At 62.8% G+C, this 21,680-nt stretch carries 33 protein-coding genes and 1 pseudogene; 33 read left to right on the forward strand and 1 reads right to left on the reverse strand.

Annotated features, from left to right (window positions below; translation table 11 throughout):
* The 28 genes and pseudogenes from P9254_RS00005 to rplQ form a co-directional block, all read left to right on the forward strand.
* A pseudogene (locus P9254_RS00005) lies at positions 1-79 on the forward strand (EF-Tu/IF-2/RF-3 family GTPase); the annotation flags it as partial.
* Positions 80-145: 66 nt separating this feature from the next.
* Complete coding sequence (rpsJ, locus tag P9254_RS00010; protein ID WP_006205468.1) at positions 146-454, forward strand: 30S ribosomal protein S10; 309 nt, start codon at positions 146-148, stop codon at positions 452-454.
* A 94-nt stretch (positions 455-548) separates the two neighbouring features.
* A complete protein-coding gene (rplC, locus tag P9254_RS00015; protein WP_067321479.1) occupies positions 549-1,265 on the forward strand; it encodes a 50S ribosomal protein L3 in 717 nt (238 codons plus the stop codon).
* A complete protein-coding gene (rplD, locus tag P9254_RS00020) occupies positions 1,265-1,885 on the forward strand; it encodes a 50S ribosomal protein L4 (RefSeq protein ID WP_278055907.1) in 621 nt (206 codons plus the stop codon). Before rplC ends, rplD begins: the two co-directional genes overlap by 1 nt.
* Complete coding sequence (locus P9254_RS00025) at positions 1,882-2,175, forward strand: 50S ribosomal protein L23 (RefSeq protein WP_040983033.1); 294 nt, start codon at positions 1,882-1,884, stop codon at positions 2,173-2,175. The genes rplD and P9254_RS00025 overlap by 4 nt, the downstream gene beginning before the upstream one ends.
* 22 nt (positions 2,176-2,197) lie before the next feature.
* Positions 2,198-3,031 carry a 50S ribosomal protein L2 gene (rplB, locus tag P9254_RS00030; protein WP_040970375.1) on the forward strand — a complete coding sequence of 278 codons (834 nt, stop codon included), beginning with the start codon at positions 2,198-2,200 and terminating at the stop codon, positions 3,029-3,031.
* Between the two features lie 16 nt (positions 3,032-3,047).
* The gene (gene rpsS / locus P9254_RS00035) at positions 3,048-3,326 is read left to right on the forward strand and encodes a 30S ribosomal protein S19 (RefSeq protein ID WP_006205463.1); all 279 of its coding nucleotides are present in this window, start codon (positions 3,048-3,050) and stop codon (positions 3,324-3,326) included.
* A 2-nt stretch (positions 3,327-3,328) separates the two neighbouring features.
* Positions 3,329-3,718, forward strand: coding sequence for a 50S ribosomal protein L22 (gene rplV, locus P9254_RS00040; protein WP_066989594.1), 390 nt, complete (start codon positions 3,329-3,331; stop codon positions 3,716-3,718).
* Positions 3,718-4,440, forward strand: a complete 723-nt coding sequence (rpsC, locus tag P9254_RS00045) for a 30S ribosomal protein S3 (RefSeq protein ID WP_066989596.1) — start codon at positions 3,718-3,720, stop codon at positions 4,438-4,440. Before rplV ends, rpsC begins: the two co-directional genes overlap by 1 nt.
* Positions 4,441-4,467: 27 nt before the next feature.
* Positions 4,468-4,881: a 50S ribosomal protein L16 gene (gene rplP / locus P9254_RS00050; protein WP_027170364.1), complete on the forward strand. Its 414-nt coding sequence runs from the start codon at positions 4,468-4,470 to the stop codon at positions 4,879-4,881.
* A gap of 12 nt (positions 4,882-4,893) precedes the next feature.
* Positions 4,894-5,094, forward strand: a complete 201-nt coding sequence (gene rpmC, locus P9254_RS00055) for a 50S ribosomal protein L29 (protein WP_040970379.1) — start codon at positions 4,894-4,896, stop codon at positions 5,092-5,094.
* Between the two features lie 11 nt (positions 5,095-5,105).
* Positions 5,106-5,345: a 30S ribosomal protein S17 gene (rpsQ, locus tag P9254_RS00060; protein ID WP_040970380.1), complete on the forward strand. Its 240-nt coding sequence runs from the start codon at positions 5,106-5,108 to the stop codon at positions 5,343-5,345.
* Between the two features lie 81 nt (positions 5,346-5,426).
* Entirely contained in the window at positions 5,427-5,795 is a 369-nt protein-coding gene (gene rplN / locus P9254_RS00065) for a 50S ribosomal protein L14 (protein WP_006205457.1), read from the forward strand.
* A 12-nt stretch (positions 5,796-5,807) separates the two neighbouring features.
* Complete coding sequence (rplX, locus tag P9254_RS00070; RefSeq protein WP_059188493.1) at positions 5,808-6,122, forward strand: 50S ribosomal protein L24; 315 nt, start codon at positions 5,808-5,810, stop codon at positions 6,120-6,122.
* A complete protein-coding gene (gene rplE, locus P9254_RS00075; protein ID WP_095777622.1) occupies positions 6,115-6,693 on the forward strand; it encodes a 50S ribosomal protein L5 in 579 nt (192 codons plus the stop codon). The genes rplX and rplE overlap by 8 nt, the downstream gene beginning before the upstream one ends.
* Positions 6,694-6,719: 26 nt before the next feature.
* Positions 6,720-7,025, forward strand: coding sequence for a 30S ribosomal protein S14 (gene rpsN / locus P9254_RS00080; protein ID WP_059188495.1), 306 nt, complete (start codon positions 6,720-6,722; stop codon positions 7,023-7,025).
* Positions 7,026-7,037: 12 nt separating this feature from the next.
* The gene (gene rpsH / locus P9254_RS00085; protein ID WP_095800670.1) at positions 7,038-7,436 is read left to right on the forward strand and encodes a 30S ribosomal protein S8; all 399 of its coding nucleotides are present in this window, start codon (positions 7,038-7,040) and stop codon (positions 7,434-7,436) included.
* Positions 7,437-7,549: 113 nt separating this feature from the next.
* Positions 7,550-8,083, forward strand: coding sequence for a 50S ribosomal protein L6 (rplF, locus tag P9254_RS00090; protein WP_067321468.1), 534 nt, complete (start codon positions 7,550-7,552; stop codon positions 8,081-8,083).
* 89 nt (positions 8,084-8,172) lie between these two features.
* On the forward strand, positions 8,173-8,535 hold the full coding sequence (gene rplR, locus P9254_RS00095) for a 50S ribosomal protein L18 (RefSeq protein WP_066989604.1): 363 nt from the start codon (positions 8,173-8,175) through the stop codon (positions 8,533-8,535).
* Between the two features lie 126 nt (positions 8,536-8,661).
* Positions 8,662-9,231 carry a 30S ribosomal protein S5 gene (rpsE, locus tag P9254_RS00100; RefSeq protein WP_027046810.1) on the forward strand — a complete coding sequence of 190 codons (570 nt, stop codon included), beginning with the start codon at positions 8,662-8,664 and terminating at the stop codon, positions 9,229-9,231.
* Positions 9,232-9,256: 25 nt separating this feature from the next.
* Positions 9,257-9,454 carry a 50S ribosomal protein L30 gene (rpmD, locus tag P9254_RS00105; protein WP_027170355.1) on the forward strand — a complete coding sequence of 66 codons (198 nt, stop codon included), beginning with the start codon at positions 9,257-9,259 and terminating at the stop codon, positions 9,452-9,454.
* A gap of 23 nt (positions 9,455-9,477) precedes the next feature.
* A complete protein-coding gene (rplO, locus tag P9254_RS00110; RefSeq protein WP_067321465.1) occupies positions 9,478-9,951 on the forward strand; it encodes a 50S ribosomal protein L15 in 474 nt (157 codons plus the stop codon).
* 278 nt (positions 9,952-10,229) lie between these two features.
* Complete coding sequence (gene secY, locus P9254_RS00115; RefSeq protein ID WP_066989608.1) at positions 10,230-11,570, forward strand: preprotein translocase subunit SecY; 1,341 nt, start codon at positions 10,230-10,232, stop codon at positions 11,568-11,570.
* Positions 11,567-12,157 carry an adenylate kinase gene (locus P9254_RS00120; RefSeq protein ID WP_127242068.1) on the forward strand — a complete coding sequence of 197 codons (591 nt, stop codon included), beginning with the start codon at positions 11,567-11,569 and terminating at the stop codon, positions 12,155-12,157. The genes secY and P9254_RS00120 overlap by 4 nt, the downstream gene beginning before the upstream one ends.
* A 223-nt stretch (positions 12,158-12,380) precedes the next feature.
* The gene (gene rpsM / locus P9254_RS00125) at positions 12,381-12,749 is read left to right on the forward strand and encodes a 30S ribosomal protein S13 (RefSeq protein ID WP_027170351.1); all 369 of its coding nucleotides are present in this window, start codon (positions 12,381-12,383) and stop codon (positions 12,747-12,749) included.
* A gap of 157 nt (positions 12,750-12,906) precedes the next feature.
* A complete protein-coding gene (gene rpsK / locus P9254_RS00130) occupies positions 12,907-13,296 on the forward strand; it encodes a 30S ribosomal protein S11 (RefSeq protein WP_006205444.1) in 390 nt (129 codons plus the stop codon).
* A gap of 99 nt (positions 13,297-13,395) precedes the next feature.
* The gene (locus P9254_RS00135; RefSeq protein ID WP_059188661.1) at positions 13,396-14,406 is read left to right on the forward strand and encodes a DNA-directed RNA polymerase subunit alpha; all 1,011 of its coding nucleotides are present in this window, start codon (positions 13,396-13,398) and stop codon (positions 14,404-14,406) included.
* A gap of 104 nt (positions 14,407-14,510) precedes the next feature.
* On the forward strand, positions 14,511-14,942 hold the full coding sequence (gene rplQ, locus P9254_RS00140) for a 50S ribosomal protein L17 (protein WP_095800672.1): 432 nt from the start codon (positions 14,511-14,513) through the stop codon (positions 14,940-14,942).
* Between the two features lie 66 nt (positions 14,943-15,008).
* On the opposite strand, the gene P9254_RS00145 is transcribed toward rplQ, so the two are convergent.
* Complete coding sequence (locus P9254_RS00145) at positions 15,009-15,635, reverse strand: hypothetical protein (RefSeq protein WP_278055901.1); 627 nt, start codon at positions 15,633-15,635, stop codon at positions 15,009-15,011.
* 133 nt (positions 15,636-15,768) lie between these two features.
* Between P9254_RS00145 and P9254_RS00150 the strand changes: the two genes are divergently transcribed.
* From P9254_RS00150 to P9254_RS00170, 5 genes are all read left to right on the forward strand, one after another.
* Positions 15,769-17,262, forward strand: coding sequence for a DegQ family serine endoprotease (locus P9254_RS00150; RefSeq protein WP_095825450.1), 1,494 nt, complete (start codon positions 15,769-15,771; stop codon positions 17,260-17,262).
* A 44-nt stretch (positions 17,263-17,306) separates the two neighbouring features.
* The gene (locus P9254_RS00155) at positions 17,307-18,614 is read left to right on the forward strand and encodes a replication-associated recombination protein A (RefSeq protein WP_278055900.1); all 1,308 of its coding nucleotides are present in this window, start codon (positions 17,307-17,309) and stop codon (positions 18,612-18,614) included.
* Between the two features lie 206 nt (positions 18,615-18,820).
* Positions 18,821-19,651 (forward strand): aspartyl/asparaginyl beta-hydroxylase domain-containing protein, encoded by an 831-nt coding sequence (locus P9254_RS00160; RefSeq protein WP_067321452.1) that lies wholly within the window; start codon positions 18,821-18,823, stop codon positions 19,649-19,651.
* 122 nt (positions 19,652-19,773) lie between these two features.
* A complete protein-coding gene (locus tag P9254_RS00165; RefSeq protein WP_278054548.1) occupies positions 19,774-20,760 on the forward strand; it encodes an RluA family pseudouridine synthase in 987 nt (328 codons plus the stop codon).
* A 41-nt stretch (positions 20,761-20,801) separates the two neighbouring features.
* Positions 20,802-21,677 carry a DMT family transporter gene (locus P9254_RS00170; protein ID WP_067321630.1) on the forward strand — a complete coding sequence of 292 codons (876 nt, stop codon included), beginning with the start codon at positions 20,802-20,804 and terminating at the stop codon, positions 21,675-21,677.
* Positions 21,678-21,680: the final 3 nt, after the last annotated feature.

Below are 21,680 nucleotides of genomic sequence, written 5' to 3' on the forward strand. Positions count from 1 at the left end.
GGAAGAGAAGCTGCGCTTCGCCATCCGTGAAGGCGGCCGCACCGTCGGTGCCGGCATCGTCGTCACCATCAAAGAATAATTGGACGAAACGGATCTGTCGCGGGCGCGGGGCTGCCCGCGCCGCGCCAGAACAAGGAATTGACGCATGAACGGACAGAATATCCGCATCCGCCTTAAGGCGTTTGACCACCGGGTGCTCGACGCCTCGACGCGCGAAATCGTGTCGACCGCCAAGCGCACCGGCGCCAACGTCCGCGGCCCCATTCCGCTGCCGACGCGGATCGAAAAGTTCACGGTCAACCGGTCGCCTCACGTCGACAAGAAGAGCCGCGAGCAGTTCGAGATGCGCACCCACAAGCGGCTGCTCGACATCGTCGATCCGACCCCGCAGACGGTCGATGCTCTGATGAAGCTCGACCTGGCCGCCGGTGTCGACGTCGAGATCAAGCTCTAAGGAACAAGAGGGCGGGGCGACCCGGAACTCTGAAGGAAGCAAGAGGCGTGGAGGGGCGTCAGCCCCGACAGGGAACTCTAAAGGAATTGAACCGATGCGTTCAGGTGTGATTGCAAAGAAGGTGGGAATGACCCGCATCTATAACGATGCCGGGGAACACGTTCCCGTCACCGTTCTCCAGATGGAGAACTGCCAGGTCGTGGCGCAGCGCACGCAGGAGAAGAACGGCTACACCGCCGTCCAGCTCGGCGTTGGCCTTGCCAAGGTGAAGAACACGTCGAAGGCGATGCGCGGCCATTTCGCTGCCGCCTCCGTCGAGCCAAAGGCGAAGCTCGCCGAGTTCCGCGTCTCCGCCGACAACATGATCGACGTCGGCGCCGAGCTCACCGTCGAGCACTTCGTCGCCGGCCAGAAGGTCGACGTGACGGGCACCTCGACCGGCAAGGGTTTCCAGGGCGTGATCAAGCGGCACAACATGGGTGGCGGCCGCGCCACGCACGGTAACTCGGTCTCGCACCGCACGCACGGCTCGACCGGTCAGCGCCAGGACCCCGGCAAGGTGTTCAAGGGCAAGAAGATGGCCGGCCACATGGGCGACGTCCGCGTCACCACCCAGAATGTCGAGGTCGTCTCGACCGATGCCGACCGCGGCCTGATCCTGATCCGCGGCGCCGTCCCGGGAGTGAAGGGCGCCTGGATCCTGGTCCGTGACGCGGCCAAGGTTGCGCTGCCGGCCAACGCGCCGAAGCCAGCCGCGATCCGTGCCGCTGCCGCCAAGAACGATGCCCCGGCCAATGAGGGAGCGGAATAATGGACCTCAAGATCACAACCCTCGGCGGCAAGGACGCTGGCAAGGTAAAGCTCTCCGAGGAGATCTTCGGCCTTGACCCGCGTGAGGACATCCTGCAGCGCGTGGTGCGCTGGCAGCTGGCCAAGAAGCAGCAGGGCACGCACAAGGCCAAGGGCCGCGCCGAGATCGCGCGCACCGGCGCCAAGATGTACAAGCAGAAGGGTACGGGCCGCGCCCGTCACCATTCGGCTCGCGCTCCGCAGTTCCGCGGCGGTGGCAAGGCGCACGGCCCGGTCGTGCGCAGCCATGAGCACGAGCTGCCGAAGAAGGTGCGCGCGCTGGGCTTGAAGCACGCTCTCTCGGCCAAGGCCAAGAGCGCTTCGCTGATCATCGTTGACGAGCTGAAGCTCGCCGAAGCCAAGACCAAGGCGCTGGTGGCGAGCCTCGAGACGCTCGGGCTCACCAATGCCCTGGTGATTGGCGGCGCCGAGCTTGACCAGAACTTCAGGCTGGCGGCGACCAATATTCCCAACATCGACGTGCTGCCGATCCAGGGCATCAACGTCTACGACATTCTGCGCCGCGGCACGCTGGTCCTTTCGAAGGCCGCCGTCGAGGCTCTCGAGGAGCGCTTCAAATGACCGACCTCCGTCACTACGACGTGATCGTCTCGCCGGCGATCACCGAAAAGTCGACCATGGCTTCCGAGCAGAACCAGGTCGTCTTCAATGTCGCCAAGAAGGCGTCGAAGCCGGAAATCAAGGCTGCCGTGGAAGCTCTCTTCGGCGTCAAGGTTACGGCCGTGAACACGCTCGTCCGCAAGGGCAAGATCAAGCGCTTCCGCGGCACGGTTGGCCGCCAGGGCGACGTCAAGAAGGCGGTTGTGACGCTGGCCGACGGCCAGTCGATCGACGTCGCGACGGGTCTCTGAGCAAGGCCGCGAGGACAGGACAATGGCACTCAAGAAATTCAACCCGGTAACGCCGAGCACCCGTCAGCTGGTCATCGTCGACCGCTCGGGCCTCTACAAGGGCAAGCCCGTCAAGGGCCTGACCGAAGGCCTGACCAAGTCGGGCGGCCGCAATAATTACGGCCGCATCACGGCCCGCTTCATCGGCGGCGGTCACAAGCGTTCGTACCGCATCATCGACTTCAAGCGTAAGAAGTACGACGTCGTCGGCACGGTCGAGCGCATCGAATACGATCCGAACCGCACCGCCTTCATCGCGCTGATCAAGTATGACGACGGCGAGCTGTCCTACATCCTGGCGCCGCAGCGTCTGGCTGCCGGCGACAAGATCGTGGCCGGCGAAGCGGTCGACGTGAAGCCGGGCAACGCGATGCCGCTGGCCTCGATGCCGGTCGGCACGATCGTCCACAATATTGAGCTGAAGCCGGGCAAGGGCGGCCAGGTCGCCCGTTCGGCCGGCGGCTACGCCCAGCTCGTCGGCCGCGACCAGGGCATGGCGATCCTGCGCCTCAACTCGGGCGAGCAGCGCGTCGTGCACGGCTCGTGCATGGCCACCGTCGGCGCCGTGTCGAACCCCGATCACGGCAACATCAACGACGGCAAGGCCGGCCGCACGGTGTGGCGTGGCAAGCGCCCGCACAATCGCGGCGTGGCCATGAACCCGGTCGATCATCCGCACGGTGGTGGCGAAGGCCGCACCTCGGGTGGCCGTCACCCGGTTTCGCCCTGGGGCAAGCCGACCAAGGGCAAGAAGACGCGGTCCAACAAGGCGACCGACAAGTTCATCGTGCGCTCGCGCCATCAGCGCAAGAGCTAAGAAGAGGTAACGCCAAGTGACTCGTTCGATTTGGAAAGGCCCCTTCATCGACGGCTACCTTCTCAAGAAGGTGGACAAGGTTCGTGAAGGCGGTCGCAATGAGGTGATCAAGATGTGGAGCCGTCGCTCCACCATCCTGCCGCAGTTCGTCGGCTTCACCTTCGGTGTCTACAACGGCCAGAAGCACGTTCCCGTCTCCGTGAACGAGGACATGGTCGGCCACAAGTTCGGTGAATTCGCTCCGACCCGGACCTACTACGGTCATGGCGCGGATAAGAAGGCGAAGAGGAAATAATCATGGGCAAGGCCAAAGCTCCGCGCAGGCTTGCTGACAACGAGGCGCGCGCCGTTCTGCGCACCATCCGTATCAGCCCGCAGAAGCTGAACCTGGTTGCCGCGCTGATCCGCGGCAAGAAGGTCGCGACAGCGCTTTCCGACCTCGAATTCTCGGCCAAGCGGATTTCCGGCACGGTCAAGAAGACCCTGGAGTCGGCGATCGCCAACGCGGAAAACAACCACGACCTCGATGTCGACGCACTGATCGTATCGGAAGCCTATGTCGGCAAGTCGATCGTCATGAAGCGTTTCCACGCGCGTGGCCGTGGTCGCGCCAGCCGTATCGAAAAGCCGTTCTCGCACCTCACGATCGTCGTTCGTGAAGTCGAGGAAAAAGGGGAGGCCGCTTAATGGGCCAGAAAGTCAATCCGATCGGGCTGCGTCTCGGCATCAACCGCACCTGGGATTCGCGCTGGTTCGCGAACACCGGCGAATACGGTCAGCTGCTGCATGAAGACATCAAGATCCGTAAGTATCTTGAGAAGGAACTCAAGCAGGCCGCGATCTCCAAGGTCGTGATCGAGCGTCCGCACAAGAAGTGCCGCGTCACCATCCATGCCGCGCGTCCGGGCCTGATCATCGGCAAGAAGGGCGCCGACATCGAGAAGCTCCGCAGGAAGCTGATGGAGATGACGAAGTCCGAGACGCACCTCAACATCGTTGAAGTGCGCAAGCCGGAAATCGACGCCACGCTGATCGCCCAGTCGATCGCCCAGCAGCTCGAGCGCCGCATCGCGTTCCGTCGCGCCATGAAGCGCGCCGTTCAGTCGGCCATGCGTCTTGGTGCCGAAGGCATCCGCATCAACTGCTCCGGCCGTCTCGGCGGCGCCGAAATCGCGCGCATGGAGTGGTACCGCGAAGGCCGCGTGCCGCTGCATACGCTGCGCGCCGATGTCGACTACGGCACGGCCGAGGCGAACACGGCGTATGGCATCTGCGGCGTCAAGGTGTGGGTGTTCAAGGGCGAGATCCTCGAGCACGACCCGATGGCGTCGGAGCGTCGCGCCACGGAAGGCGATCACGGCGGTCAGACCGGCGAGCGTGAGCGCGGTCGCCGTCGCGAGAACGCCTGAGAAATTTGAGAATTTGGAGTTAGAACGATGCTGCAGCCAAAGCGCACAAAGTTCCGCAAGCAGTTCAAGGGCCGTATCCACGGTACCGCCAAGGGCGGCACCAATCTGGATTTCGGCGGTTTCGGGCTGAAGGCGCTTGAGCCGAACCGCGTCACCGCGCGCGAGATCGAGGCGGCCCGCCGCGCGATCACCCGCGAGATGAAGCGCGCCGGCCGCGTCTGGATCCGGGTGTTCCCGGATCTGCCGGTCACCTCGAAGCCGACCGAAGTGCGCATGGGTAAGGGCAAGGGCGCCGTCGACTACTGGGCGGCGCGCGTCAAGCCTGGCCGCATCATGTTCGAGATCGACGGCGTCAGCGAAGAAACCGCGCGTGAGGCGCTGCGTCTCGGCGCCGCCAAGCTCTCGGTCAAGACGCGCTTCGTGCAGCGCATCGCAGAATAAGGACAGGCGATCATGAAAGCCGAAGATATCCGGACCAAGACCCAGGATCAGCTGGCCGACGACCTGGCCGCCCTCAAGAAGGAGCAGTTCAACCTGCGCTTCCAGAAGGCCACCGGCCAGCTCGAGAAGACCGCACGCGTGAAGCAGGTCCGCAGGGACATCGCGCGCATCAAGACCATCGCCGCGGAAAAAGCCGCGGCCAAGAAGGCTTAAGGACGAGAACCATGCCAAAGCGCATCCTGCAGGGCACCGTGGTCAGCGACAAGAACGAGAAGACGGTCGTCGTCAAGGTCGAGCGGCGCTTCACGCATCCCGTGATGAAGAAGACCGTGCGCCTGACCAAGAAGTACAAGGCGCATGACGAGAACAACGCCCACAAGGTCGGCGACCAGGTGTTCATCCAGGAATCGAAGCCGATCTCCAAGGACAAGCGCTGGGTCGTCATCACCGCGGATCAGGCTTGATCCGGGCGAACGAAACGAATTTTGGACAGACCGGGGAGGGGTGAAAGCCCGTCCCGTTAGAAAAGAAGAAGGCGGCCAGTCATGATTCAGATGCAAACAAACCTCGACGTCGCGGACAATTCCGGCGCCCGTCGTGTCATGTGCATCAAGGTGCTGGGCGGTTCGAAGCGGAAGTATGCCTCCGTCGGCGACATCATCGTGGTGTCGATCAAGGAAGCCATCCCGCGCGGCCGCGTTAAGAAGGGCGACGTGATGAAGGCGGTCGTGGTTCGCACGGCCAAGGACATCCGCCGTCCGGACGGCAGCGTGATCCGTTTCGACAAGAACGCGGCCGTTCTCGTCGACAACAAGAAAGAGCCGATCGGCACACGTATCTTCGGGCCGGTTCCGCGCGAGCTTCGCGCCAAGAACCACATGAAGATCATCTCGCTCGCGCCTGAAGTGCTGTAAGGAGCCGGACCCATGCAAAAGATCAGAAAAGGCGACAAGGTCGTCGTGCTTGCCGGCAAGGACAAGGGCCGTTCGGGCGAAGTCCTGTCGGTGCAGCCGAAGGAAGACACCGCGCTGGTCCGCGGCGTGAACCTCATTCGCCGTCACCAGAAGCAGACCCAGTCCCAAGAGGGCGGGATCATCACCAAGGAAGCGCCGATCCACCTGTCGAACATCGCGCTGGCCGACCCCAAGGACGGCAAGCCGACCCGCGTCGGCTTCGCCATCCAGAAGGACGGCAAGAAGGTGCGCGTCGCCAAGCGTTCGGGAGAAGTCATCAATGGCTAAAGCTGAAACCAAGCAGGCAGCTGCCAAGAACGAGCCGCGCCTCAAGAAGGTCTATCAGGAGACCATCCGCAAGGCGCTACAGGAGCAGTTCGGCTATGACAACGAGATGCAGGTTCCGCGCATCGACAAGATCGTGCTGAACATGGGTGTCGGCGAAGCGACCGGCGATTCCAAGAAGCCCTCGGTCGCGGCCGAGGACCTCGCGCTGATCGCCGGCCAGAAGGCTGTCGTCACCCGCGCCCGCAATTCGATCGCGGGCTTCAAGGTGCGCGAGAACATGCCGATCGGCGCCAAGGTCACGCTGCGCAAGGAACGCATGTACGAGTTCCTCGACCGCCTCGTGAACATCGCGCTGCCGCGCGTTCGCGACTTTCGCGGACTGAACCCGAAGAGCTTTGACGGCCGTGGCAACTACGCCATGGGCATCAAGGAGCACATCGTGTTCCCGGAGATCAACTACGACAAGGTTGATCAGGTCTGGGGCATGGACGTCATCGTTTGTACGACGGCGAAGACGGATGACGAGGCCAGGGCGCTGCTCAAGGCCTTCAACTTCCCCTTCCGCCAGTAACGGCAGCGAAAAAGGAAAAATCTGAAATGGCAAAGACCAGCTCAGTCGAGAAGAACAACCGGCGCCGCAAGCTTGCCGGTCAGTACGCCGCCAAGCGCAAGGCGCTCAAGGACATCGTCATGGACCAGTCCAAGCCGATGGAAGAGCGTTTCCGCGCCCAGTTGAAGCTTTCGGCGCTGCCGCGCAACTCGGCCAAGATCCGCATCCGCAACCGCTGCGAAGTGACGGGGCGTCCTCGCGCCTACTATCGCAAGCTCAAGCTTTCGCGTATCGCGCTTCGCGATCTGGGCAACAACGGCCAGATCCCGGGCCTGGTCAAGTCGAGCTGGTAAGGAGACACTGAGATGTCATTGAGCGATCCTCTCGGCGATATGCTGACCCGCATCCGCAACGCCTATGGCCGCAAGAAGTCGACCGTCTCGACTCCGGCCTCGCGTCTGCGCGCCCGCGTCCTCGAAGTGCTGAAGTCGGAAGGCTATATCCGCGACTACAGCCAGACCGACTTCGAGAACGGCAAGTCGGAAATCGAGATCGAGCTGAAGTATTTCGACGGCGCTCCGGTCGTGCGCGAAATCGAGCGCGTCTCGAAGCCCGGCCGCCGCGTCTATGTCTCGGCCAAGTCGATCCCGCATGTCGCCAACGGCCTCGGCATCGCCATCCTTTCGACGCCGAAGGGCGTCATGGCCGATCACGAAGCGCGCGAGCAGAATGTCGGCGGCGAGATCCTCTGCCAGATTTTCTAAGGGTGAATGGTCAATGGTGAATAGTGAATGGTGAGACTGCACGGGACTTTGACCGCGCCGTTCGCCATTTCACCATTCACCATTCACAGCAGTAAAGGAAAGAGGAGACAACAATGTCTCGTATCGGAAAGAAACCCGTTTCGCTGCCGCAGGGCGTCTCCGCGACCGTCAACGGCCAGACCGTGACGGCCAAGGGCCCCAAGGGCGAGCTGAAGTTCGTGGTCAACGACGAAGTGCTGGTCAAGATGGAAGGCGCCGAGATTTCGGTGGAGCCGCGCGACCAGACCAAGACCGCTCGGGCCAAGTGGGGCATGTCGCGCACGCAGATCGTCAACATCCTGCAGGGCGTCAAGGACGGCTTCGAGAAGAAGCTCGAGATCACCGGCGTCGGCTATCGCGCCGCCATGCAGGGCAAGAACCTGCAGCTGGCGCTCGGCTTCAGCCACGACGTGGTCTATGAGACGCCGCAGGGCATCACGATCTCGGTGCCGAAGCCGACCGAAATCACGGTCTCCGGCATCGACAAGCAGCAGGTCGGCCAGGTCGCGGCCGAGATCCGCGAGTATCGTGGCCCCGAGCCCTACAAGGGCAAGGGCGTTCGCTACGCCGACGAGCGGATTGTCCGCAAGGAAGGCAAGAAGAAGTAAGACTTTTGATCGCCGCGGGGCGCGACCGCGGGAGGCTTGGCCTACCGCACACGGTTGCCCCCGTTTTCTGAAGGCAAGGAACAGACACGATGGCTAGCCCCAAAGAAACCACCCAGCGCCGCGCGCAGCGCGTGCGCCGCCAGCTCAAGAAGGTCGCCGGCGAGCGGCCGCGGCTTTCGGTGCATCGCACCTCGAAGCACATCTACGTCCAGGTCATCGACGACGCCAAGGGCCACACGCTGGCCGCCGCCTCGACGCTGGAGAAGGAGCTGAAGGGCTCGCTCAAGACCGGCGCCGACAGCGCCGCTGCTGCCGCGGTCGGCAAGCTGATCGCCGAGCGCGCGTCGAAGGCCGGCGTCAAGGAAGTCGTCTTCGATCGTGGCCCGTACATCTATCACGGCCGCGTCAAGGCGCTGGCCGAGGCTGCCCGCGAAGGCGGTCTGAGCTTCTAATGCATGATCCCGAAAAGTTGCAGACTTTTCGGACAAGATCATGCAAAGGAGAAATTCACCGCCGGTGTCGATAGAGGCGCCGGCAAACAGCAACCCGTGCTTCCGGAAAAGAACAAGGACTAGGATATGGCACAGGAACGTAGGGAAGGCGGCCGCGGCCGCGAGCGTGAACGCGAAGAGCGCGACGACGGCATGGTGGACAAGCTTGTCCACATCAACCGCGTCGCCAAGGTGGTGAAGGGCGGCCGTCGCTTCGGTTTTGCCGCGCTCGTCGTCGTCGGCGACCAGAAGGGCCGCGTCGGCTTCGGCCACGGCAAGGCGCGCGAAGTGCCGGAGGCGATCCGCAAGGCGACCGAATCGGCCAAGCGCGACATGATCTTCGTGCCGCTGCGTTCTGGCCGCACGCTGCATCACGACGTCGAGGGCCGCTGGGGCGCCGGACGCGTTCTGCTGCGCGCCGCCAAGCAGGGTACCGGCATCATCGCTGGCGGCCCGATGCGCGCCGTCTTCGAGACACTCGGCATGCACGACGTGGTCGCCAAGTCGATGGGTTCGTCGAACCCATACAACATGGTTCGCGCCACCTTCGACGCGCTGAAGAGCCAGATGCATCCGAAGGATGTGGCTGCTGCGCGCGGCATCAAGTACTCGACCCTTCAGGCCCGCCGCGGCACCGCCGTCGCGGCCGAAGAATAGTCGACGCTGACCAGGGATTTCGACCATGGCCAAGAAAGCTACCAAGACCATCACCGTCGAGCAGATCGGTTCGCCGATCCGCCGGCCGAAGGAGCAGCGCGCGACGCTGGTCGGCCTCGGCCTCAACAAGATGCACAAGCGGCGTACGCTGGAAGACACCCCTTCGGTGCGCGGCATGATCGCCGCCGTCCAGCACCTCGTCCGCGTTGTGGACGAGGCCTGAACGGAAGCGCAGGAGACAGAAACATGAAACTCAACGATCTGCGTGACAAGGATGGCGCCACGCACTCCAGGAAGCGCCTCGGTCGCGGCATCGGCTCCGGCTCTGGCAAGACCGCCGGTCGCGGCGTCAAGGGTCAGAAGGCACGCTCGGGCGTTGCCATCAACGGCTTCGAGGGCGGCCAGATGCCGCTTTACCGGCGCCTGCCGAAGCGCGGCTTCAACAACCTGTTCGCCAAGAGCTTCACCGTCGTGTCGCTTGCTCGCATCCAGGCTGCCGTCGATGCCAAGAAGCTCGACGCGAAGGAGACCGTGACGGCTGAGACCCTGATCACTGCCGGCGTCATCCGCCGCGCCAAGGACGGCGTGCGCGTGCTCTCCGACGGCGAGCTCAAGGCCAAGCTCAGCTTCGACGTCGCCGGCGCCTCCAAAGCTGCGATCGAGAAGATCGAGAAGGCCGGCGGTTCGGTGAAGCTGCCGGAAGCGGCCGCCGCCGAGTAACGGCGATTTGAAGCGCGGCCGGCGGGTATGATTTCATTTTTGCCGCCCGTCCGCGCTTTGATCTGATCAATTAGGCGGCCGCGTCAACGCGGCCGCTTGCATGTTGACGGTCCGGAGCTTATCTCGTGAGCTTCGGTGACACGCGCCGCCTGAGCTGCGGGCATCGAGCGCGACATAGAAATCAATGAAGTAGAGCATAATCAATGAAGTAGAGCATGATGTCTTCCGAAAACCGCTTCACACTTTTCGGCATCATGCTCTAGCGGAGAAAATCAGGCATGGCTTCGGCTGCTGAACAACTAGCCTCCAATCTGAATTTTGCGGCCTTCGCCAAGGCCGAGGATCTGAAGAAGCGCATCTGGTTCACCGTCGGCGCGCTGCTCGTCTACCGCCTCGGCACCTACATCCCGCTTCCCGGGATCAATCCCGACGCTTTCGCGCAGGCCTTCTCCTCGCAGAGCAAGGGCGTGCTCGGCATGTTCAACATGTTTGCCGGCGGCGCCGTGCAGCGCATGGCGATCTTCGCGCTCGGCATCATGCCCTACATCTCCGCTTCCATCATCATGCAGCTGATGACCTCGGTCATCCCGTCGCTGGAAGCGCTGAAGAAGGAAGGCGAGCAGGGCCGCAAGATCATCAACCAGTACACGCGCTACGGCACCGTGCTGCTGGCCTTGGTGCAGGCCTACGGCATTTCGGTCGGGCTGGAGGGCGGCAACGGTATCGTCACCGATCCCGGCATGTTCTTCCGCATCTCGACCGTCGTCACGCTTGTCGGCGGGACCATGTTCCTGATGTGGCTCGGCGAGCAGATCACCGCGCGCGGCATCGGCAACGGCATTTCGCTGATCATCTTCTCGGGCATCGTCGCCGGTCTGCCGCACGCCATTTCAGGCACGCTGGAACTCGGCCGCACCGGTGCGCTGTCCACGAGCCTGATTCTCGCGATCATCGTGCTCGCCGTCGTCGTCATCGGCGTCATCGTCTTCTTCGAGCGCGCCCAGCGCCGCCTGCTCATCCAGTATCCGAAGCGGCAGGTCGGCAACCGCATGTTCCAAGGCGACACCTCGCATCTGCCGCTGAAGCTCAACACCTCGGGCGTCATCCCGCCGATCTTCGCCTCCTCGCTGCTGCTTCTCCCGGCAACGGTTGCCGGCTTCTCGCAGACCACCAACCTGCCTGCCTGGGCGAGCACGGTTCTTGCGGCGCTGGGCCACGGCCAGCCGCTCTATATGGCGTTCTATGCGGCGATGATCATTTTCTTCGCCTTCTTCTACACGGCGATCGTCTTCAACCCGAAGGACACGGCCGACCAGCTCAAGAAGCATTCCGGCTTCATCCCGGGCTATCGTCCGGGCGAGCGCACCGCCGAATATATCGACTATGTTCTGACGCGGATCACCGTCATCGGCGCCATCTACCTGGTGCTGGTGTGTCTGCTGCCTGAGTTCCTGATTTCAGCGACTGGCGTACCTTTCTATCTCGGTGGCACATCGCTTCTGATCGTGGTCAGTGTCACGCTCGACACGGTGGCGCAGATTCAGGGTCACCTGATCGCGCACCAGTATGAGGGCCTGATCAAGAAGTCGAAGTTGCGCGGGGGTAAGAGGAGCAGATGAGGCTGATATTGCTTGGGCCGCCAGGAGCGGGCAAGGGGACGCAAGCACAGAGACTGGTAGAAAAACACGGCATACCCCAGCTTTCGACGGGAGACATGCTGCGTGCCGCCGTCCAGACCGGAACCGAAGTCGGCAAGCGGGCCAAGGCGGTTATGGATGCCGGCGAGCTGGTATCGGACGCGATCGTCAATGCGATCGTTGCCGAGCGGATCGACCAGCCCGACTGCGCCAGGGGCTTCATCCTCGACGGTTATCCGCGCACGCTGGTGCAGGCCGATGCCGTCGAAGCCATGCTCGCCGAGCGCAACATCGCGCTCGACAGCGTCATCGAGCTCGTCGTCGACGACAAGGCGCTGGTCGGGCGCATCGTCAAGCGGGCCGAGGATGCCAAGGCGGCCGGCCAGCCGGTGCGCAAGGACGACAACCCGGCGGTGTTCGAGGAGCGCCTGCGAGAATATTACAAGAAGACGGCGCCGCTGACCGGCTACTACTATGCCAAAGGCAGGCTGAAGAGCGTTGACGGCATGGCCAGCATCGACGCGGTGACCGCGGAGATCGAGAAGGTGCTCACGGCGGCGGTGAGCTAGGCCGCTCCGACAAGCAAAGATTGCGCTTGACTGGAAGAAGCCATTGGGGTATGGCGGCCCGTCTTCCTATCAGGCATGGACTTTGCTTGCCCGCAAGGGCAGGGCATCTGTTTTGAACCAGGAAACTCCCGCAAGGGCCGGCCTCCACCGGACGCGGGGCAACTTAGATAGCGCCAGGCCTGCCTTTTTGAAGGATGGCCGGCCCAAATGGAGATGAAAGAACATGGCTCGTATAGCCGGCGTCAACATTCCGACCAACAAGCGCGTCGTCATTGCGCTTCAGTACATTCACGGCATCGGCAAGAAGTTTGCCCAGGAGATCGTCGACAAGGTCGGCATCCCGGCAGACCGCCGCGTCAACCAGTTGACCGACGCGGAAGTGCTGCAGATCCGCGAGACGATCGACCGCGACTACCAGGTCGAAGGCGACCTGCGCCGCGAGGTCTCGATGAACATCAAGCGGCTGATGGACCTCGGCTGCTACCGCGGCCTGCGTCACCGCCGCTCGCTGCCGGTCCGCGGCCAGCGCACGCATACCAATGCGCGCACCCGCAAGGGCCCGGCCAAGGCGATCGCCGGCAAGAAGAAGTAATTAGGGGAATAAGGGAGTAGGGGAATAAGGCAGTAGGGAATAGTCCGAAATCGGATCGTTCATTTCCCTACTCCCTTACTGCCCTATTCCCCTACTCCCTTACGAAGGTGGAGCCGCTGGCGCTACGGCGGTGTAGAGATCAACTGAAAGGACTACCATGGCCAAGGAAGCCGCTCGTGTTCGCCGTCGCGAACGCAAGAACATCTCGTCGGGCGTTGCCCACGTCAATTCGACCTTCAACAACACGATGATCACCATCACCGACGCGCAGGGCAATTCGATCGCCTGGTCCTCCGCCGGCGCCCAGGGCTTCAAGGGTTCGCGCAAGTCGACCCCGTTCGCCGCCCAGATGGCCGCCGAGGACGTCGCCAAGAAGGCACAGGAACACGGCATGCGCATGCTCGAGGTCGAGGTCTGCGGACCCGGCTCCGGCCGTGAATCGGCGCTGCGCGCCCTGCAGGCGGCCGGCTTCACCATCACCTCGATCCGCGATGTGACGCCGATCCCGCACAATGGCTGCCGCCCGCGCAAGAAGCGCCGCGTCTAATATTTTTGAACGCCGCGTGAGCGCCAGGGCGCTCCTCCGCGGCAATTCCAGGCTGCCCGCCACGATTGGATGGTGGCGGGTCAAAGGAAGGAAGACACCATGATCCAGAAAAACTGGCAGGAACTGATCAAGCCGAACAAGATCGAGTTCTCGTCGAAGAAGAAGACGCTGACCACGCTCGTGGCCGAGCCGCTCGAGCGCGGCTTCGGCCTCACGCTCGGCAACGCGTTGCGGCGCGTGCTTCTGTCTTCGCTGCGCGGCGCGGCCGTCACCGCCGTGCAGATCGACGGCGTGCTGCATGAGTTCTCGTCCATCGCCGGCGTGCGCGAGGACGTGACCGACATCGTGCTCAACATCAAGGAAATCGCCATCCGCATGGAAGGCGATGGTCCCAAGCGCATGGTCGTGCGCAAGCAGGGCCCGGGCGCCGTGCTTGCCGGTGACATCCAGACCGTCGGCGACGTCGAGATCCTCAACCCCGACCACGTGATCTGCACGCTGGACGAGGGCGCGGAGATCCGCATGGAATTCACCGTCGACACCGGCAAGGGTTATGTGCCGGCTGAGCGCAACCGCGCCGAGGACGCGCCGATCGGCTTGATCCCGGTCGACAGCCTCTACTCGCCGGTCAAGAAGGTCTCCTACAAGGTCGAGAACACCCGCGAGGGCCAGGTTCTCGACTATGACAAGCTGACCATGACCATCGAGACCGACGGTTCGATCTCGGGCGAGGACGCCGTGGCTTTCGCGGCCCGCATCCTGCAGGACCAGCTCAGCCTGTTCGTCAACTTCGACGAGCCGCAGAAGGAAGTCGCCACCGAGGCCGTCACCGAGCTGGCCTTCAACCCGGCGCTGCTCAAGAAGGTCGACGAACTCGAGCTTTCGGTGCGTTCGGCCAACTGCCTGAAGAACGACAACATCGTCTATATCGGCGACCTGATCCAGAAGACCGAAGCCGAGATGCTGCGCACTCCGAATTTCGGCCGCAAGTCGCTGAACGAGATCAAGGAAGTGCTGGCGGCGATGGGTCTGCACCTCGGCATGGAAGTGCCGGACTGGCCACCGGAAAACATTGAAGACCTCGCCAAGCGTTACGAGGATCAGTATTGAGCATGAATTCCAAGGATCGGCGGCGCGAGCCGCTCGATCCGACGGTCATGCGGAAAACCATCAGAGGCCGTGGCCTCTTGAACAACTAAAGAAGGAAAAGAGCCATGCGCCACGGTTTCAAAGGCCGTCGCTTCGCCCGCAGCGTAAGCCACCGCAAGTCGATGTTCGCCAACCTCGCCGTGTCTCTGATCGAGCACGAGCAGATCGTCACCACCCTGCCGAAGGCGAAGGACCTGCGTCCGATCGTCGAGAAGCTGGTGACGCTCGGCAAGCGCGGCGACCTGCACGCCCGCCGCCAAGTGATCGCGCAGATCGGCAATGAAGGCGTCGTCAAGCGCCTGTTCGAAACCATCGCACCGCGCTACGCCAGCCGCAACGGCGGCTACCTGCGCATCATGAAGGCGGGCTTCCGCCACGGCGACAATGCCGCCATGGCGGTCATCGAGTTCGTCGACCGCGACACCTCGGCCAAGGGCGCCGCCGACCGCGCGCGTCTCGAAGCCGAAGGCGGCGACGAGGAAGCCGCGGCCGCATAAGGCCAGGTTTTCAGCGAATGAATTCAAGGGGCCCTCGGGCCCCTTTTTGCGTTCTTGTGTCTGGCGCTATCCGAGAATATCCAAATAGTCACGGCCGGACAACGCGCGCCAATTGAGCACCCCAGGCACCTCCTCGGCGGCAGGTTGCGGATATGAATAGATGCTGTCGACCTTGGTTCGGGGATCGATATCCCGCAAAAGCCGACCTAGCTTTGCTTCTTCCAGATGCCTGACCGGGTCGCCATCACCTATGAATGATGTATCGACTTGAAAGTGCACCTTGATGCAGCCGGCGCAAATGTTTAGCAGGACACTATCGCTCAGTGCGGCGTAGTGGACCTTTGTGCGTTGAAGGTCCCAGAGCCCGGCGGAAAGAAACTCCGAGGGTTTTGTCTTTCCACTGAATCTGTCCAAGGACAGCTTTAGCCGTTCCGTCACAGGCTCGAATTTGCCCTTGAGTTGGGCCGCGCCTTCGACCTGAAACCAGTTCATCCGGTAGGGAGCGGCAATGTCGAACGAAATCTCCACCTTGCCGAAACACCAATAGAGCGGAACGTCACCATCATCATCGACGTCCCAGTCGTCGGGCGTGCCAAGCACCTTCGCGACATCGATCAGCTTCATCTCAGGGGAAAGCGGCCCCAAGGTTCCGGTTGCCAAGAAATCGCAGAAGGAAGCGACCTGTTTTTTCATCAGACGAACCGCGGTACCCGATTGCGCCTGTAGCTATAGCCGGCTACTGGCTGAAAATAATTCGATATCATCGCCTTAGCCTTTCATTCTGCACAATCGTCGGGACAATGGCGCCTGATCTGGAGGATTCGGAATGCACCTCAAACGGCTGTTTCTTATTGCGGTTTGCACGCTTGCCGCTTTCGCCGCGGCTCCTAGCGTCAGACAGGCATTCGCAGAAGATGCCGCCAAGCCGGCCGACCCTGGCCTTTCCGACGTGCTGACCGATCTCTTGCATGGCGTCGAGGGCGAGAACTCCACTTCCGGGCCCGACAAGCGCGTGCCGTTCGGCCGCGAGGAGGTGCAGCTTTCGTTTGCGCCGCTGGTCAAGCAGACGGCGCCGGCCGTGGTCAACGTCTACGCCTCGCAGACCGCAAAGGTGACCTCGCCATTCGAGGGCGATCCCTTCTTCGAGGAGTTCTTCGGCCGCGCGCAGCCGCGCGCGCAGTCTTCGCTCGGTTCCGGCGTGCTGGTCGATCCGAGCGGCGTGATCGTCACCAACTACCATGTCATCAAGGATGCCGACGAGGTGAAGGTCGCGACGGCCGACGGGCGCGAGTTCACATCCAAGGTGATGCTGAAGGACGAGACACTGGATCTTGCCGTGCTCAAAATCTCCGCCGACAAGCCGTTCCCGGTGATCGCCATCGGCGATTCCGACGCGCTCGAGGTCGGCGACCTGGTGCTCGCCATCGGCAATCCCTTCGGCGTCGGCCAGACGACCACCAGCGGGATCGTTTCGGCGCTTGCCCGCAGCCATATCGGCGTTTCCGACTCCGGCTATTTCATCCAGACCGATGCCGCCATCAATCCCGGCAATTCCGGCGGCGCGCTGATCAACATGGGCGGCCAGCTGGTCGGCATCAACACGGCTATCTATAGCCGCAGCGGCGGCTCGATCGGTATCGGTTTCGCCATTCCGTCGAACATGGTCAGGGCTTTCGCCGACGCCGCCAAAGCCGGCCTGGATTTCTTCGAGCGGCCCTATATCGGCGCCGAGTTTGAAGCCGTGACACCCCAGATCGCGGAATCGCTTGGCATGGAAAAGCCGACAGGCGCGCTGGTCTCGTCGGTCGATGGGGCCGGACCGGCCGGCAAGGCGGGGCTCAAGCCCGGCGACGTCGTGCTGTCGCTCAACAACACCCCGGTCGAAAGCATCGAGGCGCTGGATTACCGCATGGCGACGCTGTCGATCGGTACCAAGGCGACCTTCGCAGTGCTGAGCAAGGGCCAGCAGGCAACGCTTGAGATTGCGCTGGAGCGCGCCCCCGAAGGCGCGAAGCCGAGCGAGGTCACGCTGCATGGCCGCAGCCCCTTCGCCGGCGCCAAGGTGGCAGAGCTTTCGCCGCGCCTTGCCCAGCGTCTCGGGCTGCGCACCGACATGAAGGGGGTCACCGTGGTCGACATCAACCGCGATTCACCGGCCGCCGATTTCGGCTTCCAACCGGGCGACATCGTGCGCGAAGTGAACGGCACGAGCATCGATAAGGCGGCGACGCTGGCACAGATTGCGCAGCAGGACACGCGGTGGTGGCGGTTTACCGTCGAGCGCGGTGGGCAGATACTGCGCCAAGTGTTGCGTTACTGAGCAGGCTCTGGAAAAGGGGCCGCGTTCCAACCAAATAAAAGCGCATGGCCGATCTGTTCAGCGTCGATGAACCGGAGAAGGCGCCGCCCGGCCGGCCGCTGGCTGACCGGTTGCGCCCGAAGACCCTTGGCGAGGTTGTCGGCCAGGAGCACTTGACCGGCCCGGATGGCGCGCTGACGCGGCTGATCAAGTCCGGCACGCTCGGCTCGATGATTTTCTGGGGCCCGCCCGGCACCGGCAAGACGACGGTGGCGCGGTTGCTCGCCGGCGAAACCCACCTTGCCTTCGAGCAGATATCGGCGGTGTTTTCCGGCGTCGCCGACCTGAAGAAAGTATTCGAGGCAGCAAAACTGCGCCGGACCAATGGCCGCCAGACGCTGCTCTTCGTCGACGAGATCCATCGCTTTAATCGTGCCCAGCAGGACGGTTTCTTGCCGGTCATGGAAGACGGCACGGTGGTGCTGGTCGGCGCCACGACGGAGAACCCGTCCTTCGAGCTGAACGCGGCGCTTCTGTCCCGCGCGCGGGTGCTCGTCTTCCGCTCGCTGGACGAGGAGAGCATCGCCAAGCTGCTGGAGCGGGCCGAGGCGACCGAGGGCAGGGCGCTGCCGCTCGACGACGAGGCGCGGGCCATGCTCATCCGCATGAGCGATGGCGACGGTCGTGCCTCGCTGACGCTCGCCGAGGAAGTCTGGCGCGCCGCCAAGCCGGGCGAGGTGTTTGGGCCCGAAGGCCTGCAGCGCGTCATCCAGCGTCGCGCGCCGATCTACGACAAGGGCCAGGACGGCCATTACAACCTGATCTCGGCGCTGCATAAATCGGTGCGCGGCTCGGATCCGGACGCTGCGCTGTATTACCTCGCCCGCATGTTCGATGCCGGTGAGGATCCGCTCTATCTCGGCCGCCGGCTGGTGCGCATGGCGGTGGAAGATATCGGGCTTGCCGATCCGCAGGCCCTGGTCGTCGCCAATGCCGCAAAGGACGCCTACGATTATCTCGGCTCGCCCGAGGGCGAACTCGCCTTCGCCGAGGCCACCGTCTATCTCGCCACCGCGCCCAAGTCGAATGCCGTCTACACCGCCTTCAAGGCGGCGACACAAGCGGCCAAGGAATTCGGCTCGCTGCTGCCGCCCAAGCACATCCTCAACGCGCCGACCAAGCTGATGAAGGAAGAGGATTACGGCGCCGGCTACCGCTACGACCACGACGAGCCGGATGCCTTTTCCGGCCAGGACTATTTCCCGGAAAAGATGGGCCGCCGCACTTTCTACGATCCGCCCGAGCGCGGCTTCGAGCGCGAGGTCAAGAAGCGGTTGGAATACTGGGCAAAGCTGCGCAAAGAGCGGGAATAGCCGCTTCCGCGACTCGGCGGGCTCGGGTGCTTCGCGGCGAAGCTTCGTCGGCATGACAGCAAAGTCGAGATGCTGGCGCGATCGTGAGCGGGCAAACCTGTTCCAGATTGTGCCGCGTCATGAAAAATCCTATGAAGGCGCACGGCTGGCGGGGGTCGCCGTGATTTGGCTCATGCGAACAGGATCGCGCTCCCAAGCGAAAGACTATGACAAAGCAAACCCGTAAGACTCTTCGTCAGGCTGCTATCGCAGTCCCGCTTCTCGCGCTTGGCTTTTATTTTATCCCGATCCTGACCACGATCTGGATCGTCTGCGGTCTGATCGACGTGATGCGCAATGCAAACAAGGATCTGTCGTTGTTCCGCGGCTATTTCCTGGGCAACGGCATCTTCACCTGGCTGCTGTCGCCATTCAACCTTTTGGTCGACCTGCTTTGCTATCGGAACCCGGGCGTATGGAAGCTGGAGCAGTTCCCTGCAGACTATCAGCGCGAGGTCAACGAGGTTCTCGACGTCTTCAAGGCTCGCAAGGACGAGATCATCGCCGATATCGACGCCAATTTCGGCACCGGTCGGCGCGGCATGTATGTCTATCAGTGGTATGGCAAGCACAAGATCGACAACGTCGCGGAATTCAACAAGGACTTCAAATACATCAAGACCATCGCCGTCTCAGTCTTCAGAGGCAAGGAATCGACTTCCTGGCATTTCGGGCCGCTGCGGCTCAGCCTGCGCATCCTCTACAACCTGTTGCCGGTCAAGGCTGAGATTTTCGTCGAGTGCAACGGCGCCAGGAACTACTGGCACGACAACCCGCTTTACATTTTCGACGACACGCTGCTGCACCGTTCAGTGAACGAATATGACGGACGCCGCTACTGCGTGTTCATGGATATCATCCGTCCATCGCCATTCCCCGGCCTGATCGCCAACCTTCTCGCCATCGTCTCGGTCAGCGTCGAGCGCGTCAATTCCATGTTCTACAAGAACTGGAAGATGATCGGCTCGTCCAAGGCCAAGAAGGCGGCCGCAAACTGAGGCGTCCGCGCCCGCGGCTGCGCAACGCTCTTTGGCGCGATCTTTGTCCGTTGTTGGGTCTTTGGCTCGCAACCTCTCTGCCTTAGTGCTATGGCGCCGCTTTCAACCGGAAAAGCGTAACCATGGCAGGTGTCGAACAAATCACGGTGGAGGCCGGCGAAGCGGGCATGCGGCTCGACCGCTGGTTCAAGGTCCATTATCCGGGCCTTGGCTTCGGTCACCTGCAAAAGCTCTTGCGCTCGGGCCAGGTCCGCGTTGATGGCGGCCGCGTCAAGGCCGACACGCGCGTCGAGCCCGGGCAGACCGTGCGCATTCCGCCGCTCGAAGTCGACAAGAAGGGCGACGCCGCGCTCACCGGCCATTCGATCCGCAACCAGGGCGATGCCGATGTGCTGGCCAAGATGCTGCTGCACGAGGGCCCGAAAGTCTTCGTCTTCAACAAGCCGGCCGGGCTTGCCGTGCAGGGCGGCTCCGGCGTCACGCGCAATGTCGACGACATGCTCGAGGCCTGGCGCAACCAGAAGGGCGAGAAGCCGCGCCTCGTCCATCGCCTCGACCGCGACACTTCCGGCGTGCTGGTCGTTGCCCGCACCCGCCTTGCCGCGATGAAGCTGTCGGAAGCGTTCCGGGCGCGCGAGACGAAGAAAACCTATTGGGCCTTGGTCAAGGGCGTGCCGCCGAAGCGCGAGGACAAGATCTCGACCTGGCTTGTCAAGGAGGCGACGCCGGACGGCGACCGCGTGCGCATCGCCAAGCATGGCGAGAAGGGCGCCGACCATGCCGTTTCCTATTACCGCGTCGTCGAGCAGGCGGCGCAGTCGCTGTCCTGGCTGGAAATGGAACCTTATACCGGCCGCACCCACCAGCTTCGCGTCCATGCCGCCCATATCGGCTGCCCGATCATCGGCGATCCCAAATATTTCGAGGCCGACACGAATTGGGAGTTTCCCGGCGGCATCCAGAACCGCCTTCATCTTCACGCGCGCCGCATCGTTATCCCGCATCCAGACCAGGGCGTCATCGATGTTACCGCGCCGATGCCGCCGCATATGCGCCAAAGCTGGAACCTGCTCGGCTTCGATGAGCAGAGCGCGGAGGACGACAATTGAGCGGTGCTGCCGATACATTCGGCCGACGCGACGCGGTCGACATGACCGCGGCCGCCATGATGGTCGGGCTGACATTGTCCTGGGGCCTGAACTACGTCGCCGCCAAGGTCTCCTATGCCGGCTACGATCCGGTCTTCGTATCGATCGCGCGCTCGATCATCGGCGGGCTGTGCGTTCTCGGCTGGTGCCGGTTGCGCGGCATCAAGCTGTTTGAAGCGGATGGGACGCTCAGCGCCGGTATTGTCGTCGGCGTGCTCTTCGGCGTCGAGTTCCTGTTTCTCTATATCGGGCTGGAATACACGACCGTCGCTCGCAACACGCTCCTGGTCAACACCATGCCGTTCTGGGTCCTGATCGGCGGCCATTTTTTACTCGGCGAGCGCATCAACGCGCGCAAGCTTGGGGGCCTCGTGCTTGCCTTCTGCGGCCTTCTGGCCGTGTTCTCAGACGGCATCTTCGCCGGCAATGACGCGACGCTGACGGGCGATCTCCTCAGTCTTGGCTCGGGCATCCTGTGGGCGTTGACCAGCATCGTCATCAAGCGATCGAAGCTGGTCGAAACCAGCGCCGAGAAGCTTCTGCTCTATCAACTCGCGGGCGCCGCCGTCGTCGGTGCCCTTGTGATGCCGTTCGCCGGCCCGCCGATCCGCGAAATCGCTGCATTGCCGACACTGGCATTGATGTTCCAGTCTTTCTATATCGTCGCTTTCACCTATGTTTTGTGGTTCTGGCTGCTCACGCGCTATCCGGCGGCAGGCCTGTCCAGCTTCGCCTTCCTGTCGCCGGTGTTCGGTGTTCTGTGCGGCGCCGTGCTTTTGGGCGAGCCGCTGACGATCAGGATCTTCCTGGCACTGGGCCTGATCGCGGCCGGGCTGATCATCGTCAATCGGCCGTCGCGCAAGCAGGTCCCAGCGTAAGGA

It is taken from the genome of Mesorhizobium sp. WSM4983, from assembly GCF_029625765.1.
Classification (GTDB): Bacteria; Pseudomonadota; Alphaproteobacteria; order Rhizobiales; family Rhizobiaceae; genus Mesorhizobium.

Coding starts and splice junctions, on each gene's coding strand:
- rpsJ (WP_006205468.1), top strand. CDS start 146: ATGAACGGACAGAATATCCGCATCCGCCTTAAGGCGTTTGACCACCGG.
- rplC (WP_067321479.1), top strand. CDS start 549: ATGCGTTCAGGTGTGATTGCAAAGAAGGTGGGAATGACCCGCATCTAT.
- rplD (WP_278055907.1), top strand. CDS start 1,265: ATGGACCTCAAGATCACAACCCTCGGCGGCAAGGACGCTGGCAAGGTA.
- P9254_RS00025 (WP_040983033.1), top strand. CDS start 1,882: ATGACCGACCTCCGTCACTACGACGTGATCGTCTCGCCGGCGATCACC.
- rplB (WP_040970375.1), top strand. CDS start 2,198: ATGGCACTCAAGAAATTCAACCCGGTAACGCCGAGCACCCGTCAGCTG.
- rplV (WP_066989594.1), top strand. CDS start 3,329: ATGGGCAAGGCCAAAGCTCCGCGCAGGCTTGCTGACAACGAGGCGCGC.
- rpsC (WP_066989596.1), top strand. CDS start 3,718: ATGGGCCAGAAAGTCAATCCGATCGGGCTGCGTCTCGGCATCAACCGC.
- rplP (WP_027170364.1), top strand. CDS start 4,468: ATGCTGCAGCCAAAGCGCACAAAGTTCCGCAAGCAGTTCAAGGGCCGT.
- rpmC (WP_040970379.1), top strand. CDS start 4,894: ATGAAAGCCGAAGATATCCGGACCAAGACCCAGGATCAGCTGGCCGAC.
- rpsQ (WP_040970380.1), top strand. CDS start 5,106: ATGCCAAAGCGCATCCTGCAGGGCACCGTGGTCAGCGACAAGAACGAG.
- rplN (WP_006205457.1), top strand. CDS start 5,427: ATGATTCAGATGCAAACAAACCTCGACGTCGCGGACAATTCCGGCGCC.
- rplX (WP_059188493.1), top strand. CDS start 5,808: ATGCAAAAGATCAGAAAAGGCGACAAGGTCGTCGTGCTTGCCGGCAAG.
- rplE (WP_095777622.1), top strand. CDS start 6,115: ATGGCTAAAGCTGAAACCAAGCAGGCAGCTGCCAAGAACGAGCCGCGC.
- rpsN (WP_059188495.1), top strand. CDS start 6,720: ATGGCAAAGACCAGCTCAGTCGAGAAGAACAACCGGCGCCGCAAGCTT.
- rpsH (WP_095800670.1), top strand. CDS start 7,038: ATGTCATTGAGCGATCCTCTCGGCGATATGCTGACCCGCATCCGCAAC.
- rplF (WP_067321468.1), top strand. CDS start 7,550: ATGTCTCGTATCGGAAAGAAACCCGTTTCGCTGCCGCAGGGCGTCTCC.
- rplR (WP_066989604.1), top strand. CDS start 8,173: ATGGCTAGCCCCAAAGAAACCACCCAGCGCCGCGCGCAGCGCGTGCGC.
- rpsE (WP_027046810.1), top strand. CDS start 8,662: ATGGCACAGGAACGTAGGGAAGGCGGCCGCGGCCGCGAGCGTGAACGC.
- rpmD (WP_027170355.1), top strand. CDS start 9,257: ATGGCCAAGAAAGCTACCAAGACCATCACCGTCGAGCAGATCGGTTCG.
- rplO (WP_067321465.1), top strand. CDS start 9,478: ATGAAACTCAACGATCTGCGTGACAAGGATGGCGCCACGCACTCCAGG.
- secY (WP_066989608.1), top strand. CDS start 10,230: ATGGCTTCGGCTGCTGAACAACTAGCCTCCAATCTGAATTTTGCGGCC.
- P9254_RS00120 (WP_127242068.1), top strand. CDS start 11,567: ATGAGGCTGATATTGCTTGGGCCGCCAGGAGCGGGCAAGGGGACGCAA.
- rpsM (WP_027170351.1), top strand. CDS start 12,381: ATGGCTCGTATAGCCGGCGTCAACATTCCGACCAACAAGCGCGTCGTC.
- rpsK (WP_006205444.1), top strand. CDS start 12,907: ATGGCCAAGGAAGCCGCTCGTGTTCGCCGTCGCGAACGCAAGAACATC.
- P9254_RS00135 (WP_059188661.1), top strand. CDS start 13,396: ATGATCCAGAAAAACTGGCAGGAACTGATCAAGCCGAACAAGATCGAG.
- rplQ (WP_095800672.1), top strand. CDS start 14,511: ATGCGCCACGGTTTCAAAGGCCGTCGCTTCGCCCGCAGCGTAAGCCAC.
- P9254_RS00145 (WP_278055901.1), bottom strand. CDS start 15,635: ATGAAAAAACAGGTCGCTTCCTTCTGCGATTTCTTGGCAACCGGAACC.
- P9254_RS00150 (WP_095825450.1), top strand. CDS start 15,769: ATGCACCTCAAACGGCTGTTTCTTATTGCGGTTTGCACGCTTGCCGCT.
- P9254_RS00155 (WP_278055900.1), top strand. CDS start 17,307: ATGGCCGATCTGTTCAGCGTCGATGAACCGGAGAAGGCGCCGCCCGGC.
- P9254_RS00160 (WP_067321452.1), top strand. CDS start 18,821: ATGACAAAGCAAACCCGTAAGACTCTTCGTCAGGCTGCTATCGCAGTC.
- P9254_RS00165 (WP_278054548.1), top strand. CDS start 19,774: ATGGCAGGTGTCGAACAAATCACGGTGGAGGCCGGCGAAGCGGGCATG.
- P9254_RS00170 (WP_067321630.1), top strand. CDS start 20,802: ATGACCGCGGCCGCCATGATGGTCGGGCTGACATTGTCCTGGGGCCTG.